The sequence below is a fragment of the Proteus sp. fly-1067 genome (assembly GCF_040139345.1).
Classification (GTDB): domain Bacteria; phylum Pseudomonadota; class Gammaproteobacteria; order Enterobacterales; family Enterobacteriaceae; genus Proteus; species Proteus vulgaris_B.
The window spans coordinates 364,945-386,360 of sequence record NZ_JBEEUL010000001.1 but is presented as its reverse complement, the minus strand read 5'-3'; the positions used below and the strand labels follow the sequence as shown (position 1 = coordinate 386,360).

Genomic DNA, 21,416 nt, shown 5'->3' with positions numbered 1-21,416 from the left:
TTCACATATAAAGAATAATAATACTTATATTCTTCTATCAAAGATTAGTTTATGTTTCCACTTTGTTTAATTAATAATTTTTATTATGCAATTAACTATTTTTATTAATTTATCGTATTTTCTTTGATCCCTCTTTATTTTATCTAGTTTTATTTTTCTATTGATAAGCCGTGCCATGATTTAAGTGATTTACTTACATTCATTTTATGATCCTGATAGTATAAGGCATCCTATTATTCAATATATAAATGGTTACAGTCACATGAAATTTGTCTCTTTCAATATTAATGGTTTACGTGCTCGCCCTCACCAACTTGAAGCCATCATAGAAAAACACCAACCTGATGTTATCGGACTTCAAGAAACGAAAGTTCATGATGATATGTTCCCATTAGAAAGTGTGGGATCTTTGGGCTACCATGTTTTTTATCATGGCCAAAAAGGACATTATGGTGTTGCCTTATTAACAAAAGCAAAACCTGTTGCAGTACGTAAAGGCTTTCCAGGTGATGATGATGATGCTCAACGCCGGATGATCATGGCTGATATTGAAACACCAGCAGGATTACTCACTGTAATGAATGGATACTTTCCTCAAGGTGAAAGCCGTGATCATGAAACAAAATTCCCAGCAAAAGAAAAATTCTATGCTGACTTACAAAACTACCTAGCAACCAGTTTAAAACCAACCTCTCCCGTCCTTATTATGGGTGATTTAAATATTAGCCCAACAGATAAAGATATTGGTATTGGCGAGAATAATATGAAACGCTGGTTAAAAACAGGAAAATGCTCTTTCCTACCTGAAGAGCGTGAATGGCTGGCAACATTGATGGGCTGGGGATTAACAGATACTTTCCGCCAACAACATCCTCAAATAGATGATAAATTTTCATGGTTTGATTATCGTTCTAAAGGATTTGATGACAACCGTGGACTACGTATCGATTTACTCTTAGCCAGTCGTTGTTTAGCGGATAATTGTATTTCAACAGGAATTGATTACGATATTCGAGGAATGGAAAAACCATCCGATCATGCCCCTGTATGGGCTGAATTTAAAATTTAATCGCCTTTAATCATTATTCAAAAAAACACTTCCTTATTATTTAAGGAAGTGTTTTTTATTTATGGCTTAATTATCAGTCGTTGCTACTTTACTCTGCGCTTTATTTTTTGTGCTGCTTGCTTTGTTACTTCCTTTAGTTACTGTCTTGCGCTTTTTATTATGCACTGGCGTAGGAAGATTTCTGAAAGCTTGAATATTAGGGCGACGTTTTGCCTGAGTAATTAGCTCTACCAATGTATTATTTAATGGCATCATGAAATCTTGATATTTAAACTGCTTCTCACTAATTTGTGTGAGTATCGATTCCCAATGTGCAGTCATATCCGGTAAGGTTGCCATATCTGGCAATACATGAATTAATGCTCTACCCGCTGGCGTTGAATTAATGGCTCGTCCTTTTTTTTGTAAAAAACCACGTTTAAACAGTAATTCAATGATACCCGCCCTTGTCGCTTCAGTACCTAATCCATCCGTCGCTCTTAGGATTTTCTTAAGTTCTTTATCTTGAACAAAGCGCGCAATACCTGTCATGGCTGAAAGTAATGTTGCATCTGTAAAAGGCCTTGGAGGTTGCGTTTGTTTTTCAACAATCTCACCTTTTTCACACAACAGTTCATCACCTTTTTTTACTATAGGTAATGCAGAACCATCATTTTCTGAATCTTGCTCTTTGGCACCTAATAACACACGCCAACCTGCTTGAGCTAAAAATCGAGCTTTAGCAATAAATTTACCGTTTTCAATATCAAGTTCAATCACGCATTTGCGATAAACCGCATCAGGCATAAATTGCATTAAATATTGGCGAGCAACAAGATAATAAATATTTTTTTCGTTTTCATTTAATGAAATATTACCCGTTTTTGCAGTTGGAATAATAGCATGGTGCGCATCCACTTTCTTGTCATCCCAACAACGATTCTTTTTATCAATATCTAAGGTTTCTTGCGGTAATAAACTTCCATCATGCACACTAATGGCATTAATCACCGCATGACGGCCTGCAAAATGTTCATCTGGGAGATAACGACTGTCAGAACGGGGATATGTGATTAATTTATGTGTTTCATATAATCGCTGGCAGGTATCTAAGACTTGTTGTGCGCTTAAACCAAATCGTTTTGCGGCTTCAATTTGTAATGCTGAGAGCGAAAACGGTAACGGTGCGATTTCAGATTCTTGTTTATCTTGATAATCCGTAACATTGGCTGGCTTGTCTTTAATTCTATCAACAACATGCTCTGCCAGTTTTCGGTTTAATAATCGCCCCTCTTCATCTTGCCAAGGTTCACAATGCTCACTAGGCTGCCAAATTGCAGTAAAGCGTTCATCCGCGGGAGTCACAACATGCGCTCTTACTTCAAAGAAATCTTTAGGAACAAAATTTTCAATTTCTTCATCACGGCGAACCACTAAACCAAGCACAGGGGTCTGCACTCGCCCTACAGATAATACACCTTGATAACCATTGCGCTGACCTAAGAGTGTATATGCTCGAGTCATATTTATCCCATAAAGCCAGTCAGCTCTTGCCCTTGCTAAAGCGGATACACACAATGGAATAAATTCATGGTTATAACGTAGCTTATCAATAGCGCGCATCACTGCTGCGGGGTTTAAATCATTAATTAAGCAACGACGCGCCTGTTTCCTTTGGTCTTCGCTGATATTTAAATAGTTAAGCACTTCATCAACTAATAACTGACCTTCACGATCGGGGTCACCCGCGTGGATCACTTCTTTTGCCTGCTTAAGTAGTGTCTTGATTGTTTCTAACTGCTTTTTTACATCAGCTCGGGGCTTGAGTTGCCATTTTTCTGGAATAATAGGCAAATCATCTAACGACCAGCGGGCGTACCGCGGGTCGTATGCATCCGGCTCAGCTTGTTCAAGCAAGTGACCAACACACCATGTCACATACTGGTTATCACCACAAAGAATAAAGCCATCACCCCGTTTATGAGGTTTTGGCAATACATCAGCGATAGCACGAGCAAGGCTGGGTTTTTCTGCAATAAATAATCTCATTACGTTAGTTAATCACTTCAATCAACGCTTTTCCTGCCACTGGTTCAGTTAACTCGCCGATAGAGGTTAGTTCTATATCAAAACGAGCAGCGACGTCTTTAACTTGTTCTACAGCTTCAGGTAATACAGCTAATAATAACCCACCTGAGGTTTGTGGATCGCAAAGTAATTTGCGTTGCATTTCAGTAACTTCACCAATCAAGTGGCCATAACTTTCGAAATTACGCCCTGTACCGCCTGGCACACAACCTTTTTCAATATATGATTCAACTTCTGGCAATCTTGGCACTTGTGAAAAATGAATGGTAGCTTGCACACCAGAGCCATCACAAATCTCACTCAAATGACCTAATAAACCGAATCCTGTAACATCGGTCATTGCAGTAACACCTTCGATATTAGAAAAATCAGCACCGGCTTTGTTCATACGACACATAATTCCTGTTGCTAAACCTTGGTGTTCTGGTTTTAACAAACCTTTTTTCTCAGCCGTTGTTAACACACCAATACCTAAAGGTTTTGTTAAAAATAACTGAGATCCTGCTTTTGCTTCACTGTTTTTCTTTACTTTGCTCACAGGTACGACACCCGTTACAGCAAGCCCGAAAATAGGCTCTGGTGCATCAATAGAATGTCCACCAGCCAGTGAAATTCCAGCCTCTTGACAAGCGGCTCGCCCACCTTCAATCACTTCACGTGCAATTTCAGGTGCTAATTTATCAATAGGCCAACCTAAAATAGCAATTGCCATGATAGGTTTTCCGCCCATAGCAAAGATATCACTGATAGCATTCGTTGCAGCAATGCGCCCAAAATCATAAGGGTTATCAACGATAGGCATAAAAAAATCAGTGGTGCTAATAATACCTGTACCATTTCCTAAATCATAAACAGCGGCATCATCTTTGGTTTCATTACCCACAAGTAAATGAGGATCATGAAATTTAGCTTGCTCACTATGCAAAATAGTTTCTAAAACTTTTGGCGAGATCTTACAACCACAGCCTGCACCATGACTGTATTGTGTTAAACGAATTGCTTCAGACATAACATGCCATCCTTTTTAAAAATAAGTCACAAAATCAGTTAAGTCAGCAGGAGAAACCGTGTTTGGCGCTTTTAAGGCTGGTGTACCTAAATACAGAAAGCCAATAATTTGCTCATGTTCACCACAGCCAAGTCCTTCTCTTACGACTGCATCATGAGTCCAAGAGCCTGAACGCCAAATTCCCCCAAATCCTTGTGCAACAGCGGCCATTTGCATTGCTTGTACACTACAACCAGCAGCAACCACTTGTTCCCATTCAGGCACTTTCGGATGATCTTTCACTTTTGCAATAACTGTGATGATCAAAGGGGCACGAAAAGGTGCATTTTTTGCTTTTTCTTCAACTTCTGGCCCTAAATTACCCACAACAGCCGCTTTATGTAGCAATTGACTAAAACGCTCAATACCTTCGTTTTGCATCACAATAAAGTGCCAAGGCTTAAGTGCGCCGTGATCAGGCGCGCGCATGCCCGCTTGTAAAATAGTATTGAGGGCTTCACTATCGGGGGCTGGAGTAGTCAGTCGAGAAGCTGAACGGCGGTTCAAAAGCAGCGTTAATGCATCCATTTTTATTCTCCTGTCAGCATTTTATTTTAGCAAGATCCCATTCTTATGGGGATGGACAGTTCTTATCAATTCGCAGTATAACAAACTGTTATATTACCACCATCCACAGATTTAGGCGGGAATTTTTCCAAAAATCAGTTGTGTGGTTATTTAATCGTAATTTATTGTTCATAAAATGATTAATCTTAACTTACCTAAGTTAATTTATGCTTATTTTGATCCTACTTTTCTTTTTAATTCGACTATTTCCTATATTACATTGATACCTTTTTATGTGACCTTTTTTAGTTATTTTCACGTAAGATAAATGTTTACTTAATAACACCTTAACCAAAAGGTTGTCATTAATCGTTTCCTAAAAATCAATGACAGACATTCAATAAGAGCTATATTAGAATATTCCTTCATTGTTATTGCTATTCCCTCTATTGCTAACAACATATTTTGTTTTAATAGTATGAGATTATGTGGATGTAGCCTGCTTACCAATAATTCTAGCATGACTGTTTAGGATTAAAATTTAGCTTTACATGATGTGGAGATAATATGAATAAAATTATGGAGTTAATCGGCGCAATATTAAAGTTTAGTTGGCAAGCCATTAACTTTATCAGGAAATTAATCTTAAACGTTATTTTCTTTTTCCTTCTTTTTATGGTCTTTGGTATTTTCTTAATTACCAAAGAGGCACAAAAGCCGGTTGATTATGAAGGCGCCCTTCTTGTTGATCTTAAAGGTGTGATTGTTGACCAAACCGCAACACAAAACCCTTTAGGTGAAGTTGGACGTGAGCTTTTAGGTGTATCAAGTAGTCAACTTCAAGAAAATTCCTTATTTGAAGTTGTTGATACGCTACGCCTAGCTTCTCAAGATCCGAAAATTAAAGGAATGGTATTAAAACTTGATGAATTCGCAGGTGCTGATCAACCGTCACTAAATTATATTGGTAAAGCGCTTAATGAGTTTAAAAAGACGGGTAAACCTATTTTTGCAGTAAGCGGTTATTACAGCCAGCCTCAATATTACCTCGCCTCTTATGCCGATAAAGTATATCTCACGCCTCAAGGTGCCGTGGGTGTTTACGGTTTTGGTTTTCAAAACCTCTATTACAAAACGCTGCTAGAAAACTTAAAAGTCAGTACCCATATTTTCCGCGTAGGCACCTATAAATCTGCGGTTGAGCCATTAATGCGCAATGATATGTCAGCAGAGTCTCGTGAAGCTTCATTACGTTTAGTTCATGCACTGTGGTCTACTTATTTAACCCAAGTTGCAGAAAACCGTAGCATTACCAAAGACGATGTTTTCCCAGGTGCAAAAGAGATGATTGCACAGCTACGTAATGCAGATGGTGATAACGCCACTTATGCACTAAATCGTAAATTGGTAGATTCTGTCAGCTCATACGCTCAATTTGAAGCAGATATGACAGAAACCTTCCAGTGGGATAAAGAGAATAAGCAATTTAAAAATATCAGCATTTATGATTATGCTGACACGCTAACCTCATCATTGCCTGCAAGTGATGAAGGAAATATTGCCGTAGTGGTTGTTCAAGGTGCCATTATTGATGGTGAAAGTATCCCCGGCTCTGCGGGGGGTTCAACTATTGCAAATCAAATTCGCCAAGCTCGTTTAGATCCGAACATTAAAGCGCTTGTATTACGCGTAAATAGCCCTGGTGGTAGTGTTTCAGCTTCAGAGCAAATACGCAGTGAAGTAGCTGCTTTTAAACAACAGAAAAAATATGTGGTTGTATCAATGGGTGGCATGGCGGCATCAGGTGGATATTGGATCTCAACCCCTGCAAATAAGATTATTGCCAGCCCTTCAACATTAACAGGTTCTATTGGTATTTTTGGCGTTATTAATACGTTTGAAAATAGCTTAGAGTCTATTGGTGTTTATACCGACGGTGTAACAACTTCATCCTTAGCCGGATTATCTGTCACTAATAAACTACCGGAAGAGTTTGCAGAGCTTTTACAGCTAAATATTGAAAGTGGTTATAAAACATTTCTTAATTTAGTGGCTGAATCACGCAAGAAGACACCGGCTCAAATTGATCGGATTGCTCAAGGTCGGGTATGGGTAGGAATAGATGCAAAAAATGTCGGTTTAGTCGATGAATTTGGTGATTTTGATGATGCTATTGATACAGTTGCTAAAATGGCAAAAATCGACCAACCGGTTATTGATTGGATGAAACCAGAATTAAGTCTGTCAGAACAGATCATAATGAGTTTATCCTCTAATACAAAAGCGCTTATTCCTGATCCATTACAAGCTTATTTGCCGGCACCTGTTTTAAAAGAAGTTAAAACACAAACAGAGTTTTATCGCAATATGAACGATCCGCTAAATCGCTATGCGTATTGTTTATCATGTGGTGATATTCAATAATCTTTTCAATCTATACACCTGCTCAGTTAGAGTAGGTGTATTCTTCTATTTTTTCCGACTTTTGATAGAATGATATTCTGATGAATACTTTTTGTTCGTTTGTATTCAAGCTATTTTTAACACAATGATTTAAAGCAGATATTAGATAACCTCTATTTTCTTTTTTTTAGCACCCTTTCCTTTTTTTATTCTACAAACTCCCTATAATCAGGTATTTCTCACAGCTTAATAAGAGTGCTTGTCTGATGCAAAAGAAATCAATCTACGTTGTTTATACTGGCGGTACTATTGGTATGCAACATTCTGAACATGGCTATATTCCTGTATCAGGACATTTACAACGCCAATTAGCTAAAATGCCAGAATTCCATCGTGAAGAGATGCCTGATTTTACAATCAAAGAGCATCTTCCTTTAATTGATTCTTCAAATATCACACCTGAAGACTGGCAATCTATCGCTGACGATATTAACGAAAATTATCATAATTATGACGGATTCGTTATTCTTCATGGTACTGATACCATGGCATTTACGGCCTCAGCACTCTCTTTTATGTTTGAGAACCTCAGTAAACCCATTATCGTCACTGGCTCTCAAATTCCTTTAGAAGCGTTGCGCTCTGACGGACAAACGAATCTATTAAATGCGCTCTATTTAGCTGCACATCACCCAATTAATGAAGTCGCGCTTTTCTTTAATAACACACTGTATCGCGGTAACCGCACAGTAAAAGCACATGCAGATGGTTTTAATGCGTTTGCATCGCCGAATAGCGCCCCTCTTTTAGAAGCAGGGATTAATATTAAGCAATTTAAAATTAATTCATTTCCAAAAGGAAAAGGGGAATTTATTGCACATAATATTACACCTCAACCCATCGGGGTTGTCACAATTTACCCTGGCCTTTCAGATGAGATCGTTAAAAATATTCTGATGCAACCAGTGAAAGCATTAATATTACGTTCTTATGGCGTGGGTAATGCACCATCACACCCAGCTTTACTTTCTACATTACGCGAAGCAACAGAGCGTGGCATTGTCGTTATTAATCTTACACAATGTATTTCTGGTCGAGTGAATATGGAAGGTTATGCAACAGGCCAAGCCTTAGCTGAAGTCGGCGTTATTAGTGGTTACGATATGACATTTGAGGCGACATTAACTAAACTGCATTATCTCCTTAGCCAACAATATGATTACACTGAAATTTGTCGCTTAATGCAACAAAACCTTCGCGGTGAAATGACATTAAACGATAACGACTAAGCTTAATAAAAGGGCAAATTTAGTGAAAAACTCTGCGCTATTACTGGTTGATATACAAAACGATTTTTGTACAGGGGGCGCTTTAGCTGTTAACGAAAGTGAGATAGTTATTCAAACAGCTAATCAGCTCATTAATGGTTTCAAACAAACTAAAAGCCCAATTATTGCAAGTTTAGATTGGCATCCAGCCGATCATCTTAGCTTTGCTGAAAACTCAGGTACCGTTGTGGGTGAAATTGGTAAACTAAACGGGTTACCGCAAGTTTGGTGGCCAGTTCATTGCGTGCAAAACTCTCACGGCGCGGCATTCCACCCAGAACTCAATCACACATTGATTAACCATATTATTTACAAAGGCCAAAACCGCCTTATTGACAGCTATAGTGCCTTTTTTGATAACGACCATGAATATCAAACAGGCTTACATACCCTTTTGCAAACGCTTAATATAAAACATCTTTATATTCTTGGTATTGCTACTGATTACTGCGTTAAATTTACAGTACTGGATGCTTTACAGCTAGGTTATCAAGTATCGGTTATTACAGACGGTTGTCGCGGTGTAAATATTCAAGATGATGATAGCGAAAAAGCACTGGAAGAGATGCAGGCACAAGGTGCGGTATTAATTGATTCAGCACATTGGCTTAATCGTAACAATCAATAAGTTCGTAATAATTTGACCGTAAAAAACAGCAATAAATCATTAATTGATTTGTTGCTGTATGACTTTATCCGCAACTTTGCCAAAAAACTGTTTAGTTAAAGAATAGAATGGCGACAGACCATTTTGGTTATCACAAGAAACCAACTCTAAATAACATAACTGCTCAAGATCCCAATTTTTCTCCAAATGCTCTTCATATAATTCGTCTAAATCATCCCAATGTTGTTTTCGTAAATTTATTAAAAAGTGGCAGTTTAGATTCAATAAATTAATTGTATATTCTGCTTTGTCTTTTTTATTTGGATCTAAATTTTTTTTGGGAACAATTCTACCATCAGATAAAAAAGCAAAGTAATGCTCACAATCATTCTGATAGCAAGATACAAAACGTGTTATATCAACACTTGTTTGCTTTGCAAGAGTATGCCCACCAAATATGTCCTCTTTTTGTAATTTTTTGAGGCAGTCGCTACTAAATACACTTGCTGCAAGATTTGATTCATCAAATGTGCGAGTTGGATTCTGACTTTTATTTTCAATATGTTCGATATGATATTCCAATCCGAGTTTATCCGCTCTTACCTCACTATAACAACATAATTGACATTGTTGCCTACATAATCTTTGTAAAACTTCCGTTTTATAGCTAAAAGATGACCAACGGCTTGTTGACTCTGCTTGTATAGTCGGTGGATTTTCATTTGCTTGCGTTAATCCATATACATTCAATGGTGACTGTTTGATGAATCTCATTGCTTCCCTTCTAAATCAGAGAAATGCTTCTGCCTACGAATACTTCTTTGTAGGCGTTGCAGTTGAGGATGGGATTTACCTAAAAGAAACGTTAACTCATTCAGCAATGATTGAACTAATTCAGTATGACTTTCTCCTTGATCGATCAGCTCAGTCAGTTTATTTAACATCTCTTTTTCTTTAATGGGTGGCTGAGGATCAACATGCATAACACTTTCAAGAACTTGATTGCTTGGATTACCATATGTATTAGCAAGTGGTTTTGATGCGATCGCTTCACCTTTATGATCCTCACCAATCACTCGGATACAATCCGAATGAACGGTACTAATAACTTGTGGACTATGAGTTGTCACAATAAACTGAATATTGGGGAATGCTTCCATTAACGATGATAGTACCGTTTGCTGCCAAGTAGGATGGAGAAACATATCCACTTCATCAATGAGCACGATACCTGAAGTTTTAACTGCCGCCATCTCACCAAGGTGTGGGTTTAATTTAATACAGCGAAATGCAATATCCGAGATCATTGCTACCATATTACGTAAACCATCACTTAATAAAGAAAGCGGTATGTAACCTTGCTCGGGATGCAACATAACAAGTTGTTGCCCCATACTGGCTCTATATTGTAAATCATGCCAGCCTGTCAGCTTTTGAGTTAACTTATTAATAGAAGTTTGCACAACTTTAATTGCAGCAGAAAAATTTTTTTGGGCGACTTCATCTTGTGGTGTTAATTGGCTCTCTAATTGTGTTATTTGTAGCTCTCTGTGACTACGATAGACCCAACTATACCAAGTCAGAAACTGCTTATAACTTGATGTGGCAGTTAAACAGTTTTGATATCCCCAAAAACGAGAGTGAACACTGTTATCCAGTTTTTTATCTTGTGTTTCTGAACTGTATCGTCCTTGATACCATAATCGCCCAGTCCCTAAATACACGATCAGAGGCAAGTTAGTATTTTCTTGAGTAAGAGACTCTTTAACAATTTTAGAAGATTTATAAATCTCACTTTGATACTTTTTAGCGATATTAGTCAGGACTGTAGTAAGTTTGTCCCCTTTAGTCCCTGTTTTCGGCGTTACCTTTTCGCGAAACTGTAACCAAGATGCAGGTAATATATCGTCTTTTTGATTAGAAAATGCCTCTATTTCTGAAGGTAAGGCAGGTTCCATGTTTTGATCAAGGCGCCTTAATCGGACATCATCAATTTGTATTGTTGCAGCTTTACCTGTTTGACTGCCTAAATCAAAACCTTTAACAAAAGGCCACAGCGCAATACGAACAGCATCAAGAATTGTTGTTTTTCCAGCACCATTAGGTGCTATAAGGACGGTCATTTGAGGATGAAAAGTGACTTCAAGTTGCTCAAAACAACGAAAGTTTTTTATTATTACTTTATCAATTTTCATTTCATCCCCTCTCAATTTATCGTTTCTTATTCTCCCACAGATAAGAACTATTAAAAATACTCTTACCTATAATATAAAGGTCTACAACAATCTTATTTATACTATAAGAATTTAATCATCATCCATTGGCGTTAGCGTTGCCAAACGTTCAGATTGAAACTGAGCTTTTAATTCTTGTTTGCTCTTCATGGTAATTTGTCCATTAGTGCCTACTGTCATATGCTCAGGTGTGTGGTTATTTTTTGCTTGCCATAATAAAACAATCTGCATGCAATGTTCTTTTTGTTCATCAGTCAATGCAACGCCGTCAGGCCATTTGCCTAATTCAACTGCGGTTGAAATACGCTGATAAATTTCAGGGGTTACCATCGAAATAAGTTCATTAACTTCCATTGATTGCTCCATAAGTTAAATAATCACTCAAAATGGCTGAATCGTTTTTTCACTTGTTATTATTTTGTTAATTTAATAGCTATCAACCTTTCTGCTCTTCGCCTGTCTCACTGTTTGTAAATGACAGTGAAGCTGAATTAACACAATAACGCTCCCCTGTAGGGGCTGGACCATCATTAAAAACATGACCTAAATGTGCATCACACTGCTGGCAACGTATTTCCGTTCTTTTCATATTATGAGAAAAATCATCAATATAGCGGATCGCATCACTATTAACAGGTTGGTAAAAACTAGGCCAGCCACATCCTGCATCAAATTTTGTATCTGAATAAAATAAGGGAGCAGAACAACATAAACAGTGATAAATCCCAGTTTGACGATTATGTAATAACTTACCACTAAACGGAGGTTCTGTGCCGTGTTGTTGCGTCACATAACGTTGCATTTCATTGAGTGTTGATAAATCAAGGTGATTGTTATTACTTGAAATATTCACTTTCTTTTCATTATCTGCCATATCGACCTCGTGCTCAGAAAAATGCTTTTTAAAACAACAGTGAATAATAACAAAGATTTAACAACAAATCTGGAAAATATAGTCTAAAATCATCAAGAGTAATCTTTAGTTTTTGAAATGTGATGAATTTCACATAACGGAGCAAAGGTAACTTCATTTATCGGCGTTGATCCCGATAATACACAGCGTAACATTTAGCTAAAACGACCAATCTTTAAGCGAAAAGTGTTTTTTTAATTGATTTTTTGCAATTATTGACACGATTCCGCTTGACGATTGGCGCGGTTTTGGTAACTTTAGAAGCAACTTTTTAATTCACTAAATTAAAGCTGGTGGAATACATATGACTATCAAAGTAGGTATTAATGGTTTTGGTCGTATCGGCCGCATCGTTTTCCGTGCTGCTCAAGAACGTTCAGATATCGAAATCGTAGGTATTAACGATCTGTTAGACGCAGACTACATGGCATACATGCTGAAATACGATTCAACTCATGGCCGTTTCAACGGTACTGTTGAAGTAAAAGATGGCCACCTCGTTGTTAATGGTAAAACCATCCGCGTAACTTCAGAAAGAGATCCAGCAAATCTGAAATGGAACGAAGTCGGTGCTGACGTTGTTGCAGAAGCAACTGGCCTGTTCTTAACTGACGAAACTGCTCGTAAACATATTCAAGCTGGCGCGAAAAAAGTTGTTCTGACTGGTCCTTCAAAAGACAACACTCCTATGTTCGTAATGGGCGTAAACCATAAATCATACGCAGGCCAAGATATCGTTTCTAACGCATCTTGTACTACTAACTGTTTAGCGCCTTTAGCTAAAGTTATCAACGATAACTTCGGTATCGTTGAAGGTCTGATGACGACTGTTCACGCAACAACTGCAACTCAACGTACTGTTGATGGTCCTTCTGCAAAAGACTGGCGTGGTGGTCGTGGTGCTTCTCAAAACATCATCCCATCATCAACTGGTGCTGCTAAAGCTGTAGGTAAAGTTATTCCTGAACTGAACGGCAAACTGACTGGTATGTCTTTCCGTGTTCCTACTCCTAACGTTTCTGTTGTTGACCTGACTGCACGTCTGGAAAAACCAGCTTCTTACGCGCAAATCTGTGATGCTATCAAAGCAGCAGCTGAAGGCGAACTGAAAGGCGTTCTGGGTTACACTGAAGATGCAGTTGTTTCAACTGACTTCAATGGCGAAGTTCTGACTTCAGTATTTGATGCTAAAGCAGGTATCGCTCTGAACGACAACTTTGTTAAATTAGTTGCTTGGTACGATAACGAAGTTGGTTATTCAAACAAAGTTCTGGATCTGATTTCTCATATCTCTAAATAATAGAGCTTATAAAATCAAGATTTTGCTTAGAGCCACCTTTTAGGTGGCTCTTTTATTTTCCAGCCAGTCAGTTTATTGTATTGAAATAGTCAGTGACAGAAGGCCCAAAGATAATGAACGAGAAAATTTTTTCATTGCCGATTATTGAACAAATATCACCTTATTTAAGTCGTCGGCAATTAGGTGAACTTCCTATCCTTGTTATTTCACATCCTAAAGTTCGAGCAGCTATTAGCCTTCAAGGTGCACATTTAATTGCTTGGCAACCCGCACAAGAACACCCTGTCTTTTGGCTCAGTGAGGCATCACTCTTCACTCCCGGTGTTGCCATTCGTGGTGGCATCCCTATTTGCTGGCCTTGGTTCGCTTCAGCAGGTACACCAAGTCACGGATTTGCACGTATTCTACCTTGGGAATTTAGCGCCCACACAGAACAAGATGACGGCGTGCTTATTACAATGACACTAAAAGAGAACCAACAAACACAAAAATATTGGCCTCATCCGTTTACTCTAATTGCCCGTTTTAAGTTAGGGACAACTTGTGAAGTAGAATTAGAATCTTATGGTGATTATGACGCGACAGCCGCCCTTCACTCTTATTTTAATGTGAGTGATATTGATAATGTCTCTGTCACCGGCTTAGGAAGCCACTACATTGACACTGTGGCAGACAAAGAAGTCTATACTGATGAAACCGCATTACGTTTTAATGGACGCACTGACAGGCTTTATACAGAGCCTGACGATTTTAATCTTATTCATGATGATGGTTGGGATCGCACAATTGAAGTTCATCATTATCACCATAGTGATGTGGTATGTTGGAACCCCGGCGCAGAGCTTGCAAGTTCAATGAAAGATATGAGTGCAGGTGGCTATCGTAAAATGGCTTGTGTAGAAACTGCACGTATCCATCAACCGTTAAAACCAGATAATGTGCATCCTGGTCGTTTATCTCTAGTAGTGCGTGTTCGTAAAAATATTGCTGAAAAATAAATATTACTCACGTATTACATAAATAAAAAAGCTTCGAGGTTTAAATCGAAGCTTTTTTGTCATAAATGACCTATTTAAATATCTATAGCGTTATACAGTCATTAATTAGAATGTATAAGTCACACCAGTCCACACAATCGCAGTTACAGACTTATTCACCATTGGGCTGTCTTTGACTTCGCTTGGTAAATGGTCAACACGCCCCATAGCAAAGAAGTTCCATTTTTCAGCAAATTTGTAGTTAGCTGAAATCTCGAAATAAGGTCTCCAGCTATCATTTGGCGTGTATTCAGCTAAACCACTACGCTGTGATTCTGCATGAGTAATACCATACGCATAACGATTTTGCTTTTTGTTTTCCCAAACAACACCCGCACCCGGTTGGAAAGACCAATTACCTAACTCGAAAGGGTATAAATAGGCGGCATCAGCGATAATACCGTTACTTTTACCCAGCATATCACCAGAAACAATCGCTCTTAAGCTACCCCATGATTCATGGTGTTTATAAGTAAAACCCCCCATCATAGTATCACGACGACGATTCAATTTTTTCATTTGCTCATCATCACTATCACTTGGCTTATAAGCTTGAGGATAATAGTGTAAATCAACAGAAAGTTGATCTTTAGGGGTGTTCCACAAGTAATACCCTGCGGCTAATGTCGCAAAATAGAAATTTTCTGATTGGTAGTTAACTTGTGGCACTGGTAATAAATAATCTTTTGATTTAGCCCCTTTATAGGGAGTGACTTGTGCTAAGACCGAGCCACCAATTGACCATTCTCCAGCAAATGCTGCTGGTGTGCTAAGTCCTGCAATAACGGCTAAAGAAATGATAATCTTCTTATTACTCACGATGATTTTCCATATTGTCATTAATAAAGTAGCAACCAAAAACCAATTTCAGTCACAATTAACTAAAACTGATATTATTTTACCTATAATTATTTTTGTTTTGCATTAAATGTGTAGCAATCAGTGCTTGCCCTAATGCAATACCACCGTCTCCAACGGGCAATATCATAGGGGTTAGTACTTTTTTATTGTTTAATTTTTTCTGAAACAGATGTTTGAGTAATGTGTTATTTAACACACCGCCCGTAAGTACAACGGTATCAATCTGATGTTCATCAGCATATTGCAATGCAATATTGCCTAAACTTTCAGCTAATAAATAATGAAATAGCCACGCCTTTTCACTGGCATTAAGCTTTACACCTTCCCATTGCGACCAAAAAACAGATAGATCAAGCAAATTATTTTTTATAGGCATTAAATGCCCATATTGCTTAATAATTTCCGTTTGTTTTTCTTTTTGACACGCTAATGCTGCTGTTTGTAAGTAACATGCAGCTTCACCTTCCCAACTTATTTCTTTAGGGGCTAATCCTAATGATGCTGAAACCGCATCAAATAAGCGCCCACAAGAAGAGGCTTTAGGTGAATTGAAACCACGTTCTACTGCCTTACTTAATATTTTCAAATCATTACTAGGTATCAATTGGGTGATAACACTACCTTGCCAATTCTTAGAAAAAGTAGCTAAATGTGCGAACCAGTTTCGCCAGGGTTGAATAGATGCCAGATTTCCCCCAGGCATGGCAACTGCAGGAAGCCCACCTATTCGTTCAGATTTTTGATAATCCACCCGTAGACATTCTCCACCCCATAAAGAGCCATCTTGCCCAAAGCCTAAACCATCAAGTGCAATACCTACTACAGCACCTTGCTGATGGGTATGACCATGTTCGGCAAGGCAAGAAACAATATGTGCATGATGGTGAAAAACTTCAATGACAGGGATATTTTGCGCTTGGGCGAATTGTTTACCCAGTTGATGGCTAATGTAATTCGGGTGTGCATCGATCGCAATTGCTTTAGGCGTAAAGCGATAAATTTGCTGAAAAAGATCTAATGATTTCATCAGTTGTTGACGCACACTTAAATCATCAAGATCCCCTAAATGAGGCCCCATAATGGCTTGATGTTGACGTAATAAACAAAATACATTTTTGAGATCACCCCCCATTGCAAGCACTGAGGGTTGTGGCTCAAAATCGTCAGGTAATGAAATAGCATCAGGAACATAGCCACGAGAACGGCGGATCATAACACTCTGCTTATCTTCAATACGCACTAATGAATCGTCAGCTCGCTGTATAACCTCTCTATTATGCATCAAGAATAGATCAGCAATATCACGCAGTTGCATTAAAGCATCTTCGTTACTTAACGCAGGAGTGTGACCAGATGCATTTCCTGATGTCATAACCAGTGGAATATTCGTGCCACGCGCTAATAAATGTTGCAATGGATTGGCTGGCAACATAACACCAATTTCAGTTAATCCCGGTGCAATAAGCTCCGAAAGTTTAGACACAGCAGCTTTAGGGACTAATACAATTGGAGCCGCAGTGCTTTGCAAAGTTTGGATAGCCGTTGGAAGAAAATCAGGATCTTGCTTATCTTCTTTAATTTGATCAATTCCAGTGATCATCACAGCTAATGGCTTCGCTGGTCGGTATTTGCGTTTTCGTAATAATGCAACGCTCTCATTATTACGTGCATCACATACTAAATGAAAACCACCAACACCTTTAACAGCAACAATTTTTCCAGCATGTAACGCTTCACAGGCTTGAGTTAATGCAAACTCTTTAATTGCTAACTCTTCACCCTGCTTATCCGCAAGCCAAATATAAGGTCCACACACAGGACATGCATTAGGTTGAGCATGGAATCGTCTGTCTGCAGGATCTTCATATTCATGTTTACATTCAGGACAGAATGGAAATTCAGACATCGAGGTAAATGGCCTATCATAAGGCATTTTTTTTATGATAGTAAAACGAGGTCCACAGTGTGTGCAGTTAATAAAAGGGTAATGAAAACGACGGTTTTGGGGATCAAACAGTTCATTAATACATGCTTGACAAGTCGTGGCATCAGGTACCACTTGTGTATCCATTTCGCCACCACCACTTTTTACAATAATAAAGTCGGTCGGTAACTGTTCCCATTGATAGGGTGATTCTTCTATACGTTCAATGCGCGCTAATGGGGGGCATTCGGCTTTTAATGCTTCGATAAACAATGTATTTTTAGGTGAGAGTGTTAAGTACACTAATACACCTAAGCTGTCGTTACTCACTTGCCCTAATAAACCAAAACGATGGGCTAATTGCCAAACAAATGGACGAAAACCAACGCCTTGAACCTTACCTTTCACACGCAATGCAATGCCGTTACTCATAGGATCACCAAATCAAAATAAATTTAAGCTTATTCTAGTTTAGTGATTATCAACAACTTTCATTTAGATCAGAAAAAGTGGAATTAGGTAGATTTATCATCACTTCAACTGTAACTCTAGGAGCTATTGCACACAGTAATTCATAACCAATAGTGCCACAGGCTGTTGCAACATCGTCAACTGGGAGCTGCTCACCCCATAATTCAACGGGGTTACCATAAGTGACATCAGGGAAATCCGTAACATCAACGGTTAACATATCCATCGAAATACGCCCTACCAATTGTGTTCGATGCCCATTAACAATAACTGGTGTACCATCTGGTGCATGTCTTGGGTAACCATCTGCATAACCACAAGCAACAACCCCTATTCGCATATCACGCTCAGCAATATATCGACTGCCATAACCTATCTGCTCACCTTTTTTCACTTGTTGAATGGCTAATATCTCACTATTAAATGTCATTACGGGTTGTAAATCGAAATCAGCAATATCTTGCCAAATCCCCGAAGGCGAAACACCATATAAAATAATGCCTGGTCGCACCCAATCTTGATATGTTTCAGGGTAAAACAATGTTGCTGCCGAATTTGCTAAACATCGAGGTAATTCTTTGACCATTGCTTGATTAATTACCGCTTTTTGCGCATCCATATTCAGCCCTGTATCTGCATTAGCAAAATGCGACATTTGAATAATAGAACCGATGTTATTGATACTTTTAGCCCGGGCGATAGCTTGTTGATAAACATCAGAACGATAACCTAATCTATTCATTCCACTATTAAGTTTAAGATAGATATTAATGGGGCGATCTAATTGTGCTTTTTCTATGGCATCAAATTGCCAATCGGAATGCACTGTTGTTGTCAGAGAATAACGTTCTAATAAATAGACATCTTCAGGTTTAAAAAAACCTTCAAGTAAAAGAATGGGTCCAACCCATCCTTGCTCTCTTAGCATAATGGCTTTGTCTAATTCAATTAATGCAAAGCCATCTGTATGACTCAATGCTGGCCAAACACAGGATAATCCATGCCCATAAGCATCTGCTTTCACAACAGACCACACTTTGCTGCCCTTCACTCTCTCTTTGATAACAGACAAATTATGGCTTAAAGCATCGAGGTTAATGGTTACTTTTGTGGGTCTGGACATGTTTTTTCCTCAATTAATAAGCAGCATCAAGTTTTTGCCCTGGTAAGAGCAATTTAGTATTAAAGCCATCGATATAACGAAACACAGATAAATCATCAGCAGCAATCGCAGGTTTATTCCCTGAAATTAAATCAGCCAATAATTGCCCTGAGCCACATGCCATCGTCCAACCTAATGTGCCATGCCCCGTATTTAAAGATAAATTACGATAAGCCGTTGGCCCGACAATAGGCGTACCATCTGGTGTCATGGGTCTTAGTCCTGTCCAGAATGTGGCTTTTTCTATATCACCGCCACCTTGATAGAGATCTTGTACAACCATTTTTAATGTTTCACAGCGTGATTTTAAAACATCCAAATTAAAACCAACGACCTCTGCCATTCCACCAACACGAATTCGCTCATCAAAACGTGTTACCGCAATTTTATAGGTTTCATCAAGAATGGTTGATGTGGGTGCTCTTGAAGCATCAATAATCGGCATCGTGAGTGAATAACCTTTAAGCGGATAAACAGGAATGGCGACTTTATTTTTCAAAAATTCCGTCGAATAAGAACCCATAGCAACAACGTAATGATCCGCGGTAAGTAATCCATCATGGCATTGAACGCCCGCTACTTTATCACCATCAAACAATAAATGTTTGATTTCTTTATTAAATAAGAATGTAACACCAGCGTCTTCTGCCATTTTAGCGAGCTTTTTCGTAAAAATTTGGCAGTCACCTGTTTCATCATTTGGTAAACGCAAACCACCGGTGAGTTTATGACTAACATGCTCTAATGCAGGCTCTGCGAATTTAAGTTGCTCTGCCGTCAATAATTCATAAGCAACGCCTTCTTGCTTTAAGACAGCAATATCATTGGCGGCATTATCAAATTGTTTTTGATCACGAAAAAGTTGAAGAGTTCCCCCTTGGCGCCCTTCATATTCAATTCCTGTATCTTGGCGCAATTGACGGATACAATCACGACTATATTCAGCAATACGCACCATGCGACTTTTATTCATAGTGTAATGTGATGCGTCACAATTACGTAACATTTGCCACATCCAGCGTAATTGGAAAAGTGAACCGTCCGGTTTAATGGCTAAGGGTGCATGTTTCTGGAACATCCATTTTACTGCTTTTAATGGAATGCCCGGGGCACCCCAAGGGGTTGCATATCCTGGCGATATCTGACCAGCATTGCCCGCACTGGTTTCTTCTGCTGCACTACTTTGTCTGTCAACAACAATGACTTCATGCCCTTGCTGCACAAGATACCACGCACTCGTTACACCAATAACGCCGCCACCTAAGATGATCACTTTCATGGCAAGACTCCAATAATTTACATTGATATAACATAAGAATAATATTCCATACACAAAAAGCCAATATAGAATAATCATCTAGGCGAATAAAAAAGCAAATTTTAGAGTTAAGTCACACTTGTCTATTATTGAATAAGTTTTTTTCAACGAAAAATCGCTGAATTAACAACTAAAATCAACAAGATATGCGTTTATCAATAAATTATAAGAATATTTATTAATAAATTAATTTATTTAAAAGAGAATTTTATCCGTAGAAAACCCGAATGCAGATTTTATTAAAAACTAAATATATACAAAATATTAGATTATAATTTTTTAATTAACTAACTTTAGTAACTCTTTTTACTAAAATTAGCCTATTTAAAGCATTGCCTAAAATATGACACTTTATTTTTTTAAAACATAAAAAAACCAGCATCACAAATCAATGAGGATACTGGCCTTTTCTATTATGACAAAAATCACAAAAAATTAGCGTTTAACTTCTTCCAAATCACTAGGAAGTGGTGATTGTAAGCTTTGCCAGATAATTCCACTGTCTTTACCATATTGACGAACGCATTCCATTACATGCTCAACATCTTTCTGTTCACACAATGCAGCTAATTTTTTATAGAATGCTAAAGCAAGTTCTTTGGCTTGAATGTTTGAAAAATAGTAACGACCAACACGCGTATATAGACCTTTCAAACCATTGAGGATAAGACCATAAATTGGATTACCTGATGCGAAAGCTAAGCCACGAAAAATGTTGTAATCTAATTCACTGAATTCATCAGCACTATTTTCTGTCGTTAGCTGATGATTTAAAACCTCAATACATTTTTCAGGATTGCTTCTAAATGCAGTGCGGATAAAAATAGCTGAAATATTGGTTCTTACCGCCAATAAATTATCAATTAATTGCGGTACGCGATCATGATCAAGACGAGCTACAGTTTCAAGAATATTAAGGCCAGATGTTTCCCAGAAATTGTTTACCTTTGTTGGCTTTCCATGTTGGATCGTTAACCATCCATCACGAGCAAGGCGCTGTAATACTTCTCTTAATGTGGTTCTTGTTACACCAATTAATTCAGACAGTTCACGTTCCGCTGGTAGGATAGATCCAGGGGGAAATCGATTATTCCAGATACTTTCAACAATATACTCTTCCGCGAAACCTGCGGGGCTTTGAGCCTTAATAACCATATTTTTATTTCT

General features: G+C 38.2%; 18 protein-coding genes. 6 read left to right on the top strand and 12 right to left on the bottom strand.

Going from position 1 to position 21,416, the window contains the following annotated elements:
- Positions 1 to 262: 262 nt before the first annotated feature.
- Positions 263 to 1,069: an exodeoxyribonuclease III gene (gene xthA, locus ABN217_RS01780; RefSeq protein ID WP_115349882.1), complete on the top strand. Its 807-nt coding sequence runs from the start codon at positions 263 to 265 to the stop codon at positions 1,067 to 1,069.
- 66 nt (positions 1,070 to 1,135) lie between these two features.
- Here the strand turns inward: xthA and ABN217_RS01775 are convergent, their stop codons facing one another.
- Genes ABN217_RS01775 through ABN217_RS01765 form a run of 3 tightly spaced genes read right to left on the bottom strand, consistent with a single transcriptional unit; the run spans position 1,136 to position 4,712 of the window.
- Positions 1,136 to 3,097, bottom strand: coding sequence for a DNA topoisomerase III (locus tag ABN217_RS01775; RefSeq protein ID WP_349459005.1), 1,962 nt, complete (start codon positions 3,095 to 3,097; stop codon positions 1,136 to 1,138).
- A 4-nt stretch (positions 3,098 to 3,101) separates the two neighbouring features.
- Entirely contained in the window at positions 3,102 to 4,145 is a 1,044-nt protein-coding gene (gene selD, locus ABN217_RS01770; RefSeq protein ID WP_349459004.1) for a selenide, water dikinase SelD, read from the bottom strand.
- Between the two features lie 15 nt (positions 4,146 to 4,160).
- Positions 4,161 to 4,712, bottom strand: coding sequence for an NAD(P)H nitroreductase (locus ABN217_RS01765; RefSeq protein WP_164526398.1), 552 nt, complete (start codon positions 4,710 to 4,712; stop codon positions 4,161 to 4,163).
- A 546-nt stretch (positions 4,713 to 5,258) separates the two neighbouring features.
- Here ABN217_RS01765 and sppA point away from each other — a divergent pair.
- From sppA to pncA, 3 genes are all read left to right on the top strand, one after another.
- On the top strand, positions 5,259 to 7,115 hold the full coding sequence (gene sppA, locus ABN217_RS01760; RefSeq protein ID WP_340893183.1) for a signal peptide peptidase SppA: 1,857 nt from the start codon (positions 5,259 to 5,261) through the stop codon (positions 7,113 to 7,115).
- 245 nt (positions 7,116 to 7,360) lie between these two features.
- A complete protein-coding gene (ansA, locus tag ABN217_RS01755) occupies positions 7,361 to 8,383 on the top strand; it encodes an asparaginase (protein ID WP_196554107.1) in 1,023 nt (340 codons plus the stop codon).
- Between the two features lie 22 nt (positions 8,384 to 8,405).
- Positions 8,406 to 9,050 carry a bifunctional nicotinamidase/pyrazinamidase gene (gene pncA, locus ABN217_RS01750; RefSeq protein WP_197269101.1) on the top strand — a complete coding sequence of 215 codons (645 nt, stop codon included), beginning with the start codon at positions 8,406 to 8,408 and terminating at the stop codon, positions 9,048 to 9,050.
- A gap of 39 nt (positions 9,051 to 9,089) precedes the next feature.
- Here the strand turns inward: pncA and ABN217_RS01745 are convergent, their stop codons facing one another.
- The 4 genes from ABN217_RS01745 to msrB form a co-directional block, all read right to left on the bottom strand.
- Complete coding sequence (locus tag ABN217_RS01745) at positions 9,090 to 9,803, bottom strand: retron system putative HNH endonuclease (RefSeq protein ID WP_196554105.1); 714 nt, start codon at positions 9,801 to 9,803, stop codon at positions 9,090 to 9,092.
- Positions 9,800 to 11,224, bottom strand: coding sequence for an AAA family ATPase (locus tag ABN217_RS01740; RefSeq protein ID WP_196554104.1), 1,425 nt, complete (start codon positions 11,222 to 11,224; stop codon positions 9,800 to 9,802). The genes ABN217_RS01745 and ABN217_RS01740 overlap by 4 nt, the downstream gene beginning before the upstream one ends.
- Positions 11,225 to 11,335: 111 nt before the next feature.
- Complete coding sequence (locus ABN217_RS01735) at positions 11,336 to 11,617, bottom strand: YeaC family protein (RefSeq protein ID WP_036912841.1); 282 nt, start codon at positions 11,615 to 11,617, stop codon at positions 11,336 to 11,338.
- Between the two features lie 82 nt (positions 11,618 to 11,699).
- Complete coding sequence (gene msrB / locus ABN217_RS01730) at positions 11,700 to 12,137, bottom strand: peptide-methionine (R)-S-oxide reductase MsrB (RefSeq protein ID WP_072068316.1); 438 nt, start codon at positions 12,135 to 12,137, stop codon at positions 11,700 to 11,702.
- A gap of 343 nt (positions 12,138 to 12,480) precedes the next feature.
- On the opposite strand from msrB, the gene gapA reads away from it, so the two are divergent.
- Both gapA and ABN217_RS01720 read left to right on the top strand, forming a co-directional pair.
- The gene (gene gapA / locus ABN217_RS01725) at positions 12,481 to 13,476 is read left to right on the top strand and encodes a glyceraldehyde-3-phosphate dehydrogenase (protein WP_072068317.1); all 996 of its coding nucleotides are present in this window, start codon (positions 12,481 to 12,483) and stop codon (positions 13,474 to 13,476) included.
- A gap of 113 nt (positions 13,477 to 13,589) precedes the next feature.
- On the top strand, positions 13,590 to 14,474 hold the full coding sequence (locus ABN217_RS01720) for a D-hexose-6-phosphate mutarotase (protein WP_197269098.1): 885 nt from the start codon (positions 13,590 to 13,592) through the stop codon (positions 14,472 to 14,474).
- A 105-nt stretch (positions 14,475 to 14,579) separates the two neighbouring features.
- Here the strand turns inward: ABN217_RS01720 and ABN217_RS01715 are convergent, their stop codons facing one another.
- The 5 genes from ABN217_RS01715 to fadR form a co-directional block, all read right to left on the bottom strand.
- Positions 14,580 to 15,332, bottom strand: a complete 753-nt coding sequence (locus tag ABN217_RS01715) for a MipA/OmpV family protein (RefSeq protein ID WP_115349887.1) — start codon at positions 15,330 to 15,332, stop codon at positions 14,580 to 14,582.
- A gap of 79 nt (positions 15,333 to 15,411) precedes the next feature.
- Positions 15,412 to 17,730: a carbamoyltransferase HypF gene (hypF, locus tag ABN217_RS01710; RefSeq protein ID WP_349459003.1), complete on the bottom strand. Its 2,319-nt coding sequence runs from the start codon at positions 17,728 to 17,730 to the stop codon at positions 15,412 to 15,414.
- Positions 17,731 to 17,779: 49 nt separating this feature from the next.
- Positions 17,780 to 18,892, bottom strand: a complete 1,113-nt coding sequence (gene alr, locus ABN217_RS01705; RefSeq protein WP_197269096.1) for an alanine racemase — start codon at positions 18,890 to 18,892, stop codon at positions 17,780 to 17,782.
- A gap of 13 nt (positions 18,893 to 18,905) precedes the next feature.
- Complete coding sequence (locus ABN217_RS01700) at positions 18,906 to 20,210, bottom strand: D-amino acid dehydrogenase (RefSeq protein WP_164526402.1); 1,305 nt, start codon at positions 20,208 to 20,210, stop codon at positions 18,906 to 18,908.
- Positions 20,211 to 20,684: 474 nt separating this feature from the next.
- On the bottom strand, positions 20,685 to 21,404 hold the full coding sequence (gene fadR, locus ABN217_RS01695) for a fatty acid metabolism transcriptional regulator FadR (RefSeq protein ID WP_072068321.1): 720 nt from the start codon (positions 21,402 to 21,404) through the stop codon (positions 20,685 to 20,687).
- Positions 21,405 to 21,416: the final 12 nt, after the last annotated feature.

Excerpts from the sequence above, each read along its gene's own strand:
- gapA (WP_072068317.1), top strand. The coding sequence starts at position 12,481 with ATGACTATCAAAGTAGGTATTAATGGTTTTGGTCGTATCGGCCGCATC.
- msrB (WP_072068316.1), bottom strand. The coding sequence starts at position 12,137 with ATGGCAGATAATGAAAAGAAAGTGAATATTTCAAGTAATAACAATCAC.
- selD (WP_349459004.1), bottom strand. The coding sequence starts at position 4,145 with ATGTCTGAAGCAATTCGTTTAACACAATACAGTCATGGTGCAGGCTGT.
- ansA (WP_196554107.1), top strand. The coding sequence starts at position 7,361 with ATGCAAAAGAAATCAATCTACGTTGTTTATACTGGCGGTACTATTGGT.
- hypF (WP_349459003.1), bottom strand. The coding sequence starts at position 17,730 with ATGAGTAACGGCATTGCATTGCGTGTGAAAGGTAAGGTTCAAGGCGTT.
- ABN217_RS01735 (WP_036912841.1), bottom strand. The coding sequence starts at position 11,617 with ATGGAAGTTAATGAACTTATTTCGATGGTAACCCCTGAAATTTATCAG.
- ABN217_RS01765 (WP_164526398.1), bottom strand. The coding sequence starts at position 4,712 with ATGGATGCATTAACGCTGCTTTTGAACCGCCGTTCAGCTTCTCGACTG.
- ABN217_RS01720 (WP_197269098.1), top strand. The coding sequence starts at position 13,590 with ATGAACGAGAAAATTTTTTCATTGCCGATTATTGAACAAATATCACCT.
- fadR (WP_072068321.1), bottom strand. The coding sequence starts at position 21,404 with ATGGTTATTAAGGCTCAAAGCCCCGCAGGTTTCGCGGAAGAGTATATT.
- ABN217_RS01700 (WP_164526402.1), bottom strand. The coding sequence starts at position 20,210 with ATGAAAGTGATCATCTTAGGTGGCGGCGTTATTGGTGTAACGAGTGCG.
- xthA (WP_115349882.1), top strand. The coding sequence starts at position 263 with ATGAAATTTGTCTCTTTCAATATTAATGGTTTACGTGCTCGCCCTCAC.
- ABN217_RS01775 (WP_349459005.1), bottom strand. The coding sequence starts at position 3,097 with ATGAGATTATTTATTGCAGAAAAACCCAGCCTTGCTCGTGCTATCGCT.
- ABN217_RS01745 (WP_196554105.1), bottom strand. The coding sequence starts at position 9,803 with ATGAGATTCATCAAACAGTCACCATTGAATGTATATGGATTAACGCAA.
- ABN217_RS01740 (WP_196554104.1), bottom strand. The coding sequence starts at position 11,224 with ATGAAAATTGATAAAGTAATAATAAAAAACTTTCGTTGTTTTGAGCAA.
- sppA (WP_340893183.1), top strand. The coding sequence starts at position 5,259 with ATGAATAAAATTATGGAGTTAATCGGCGCAATATTAAAGTTTAGTTGG.
- alr (WP_197269096.1), bottom strand. The coding sequence starts at position 18,892 with ATGTCCAGACCCACAAAAGTAACCATTAACCTCGATGCTTTAAGCCAT.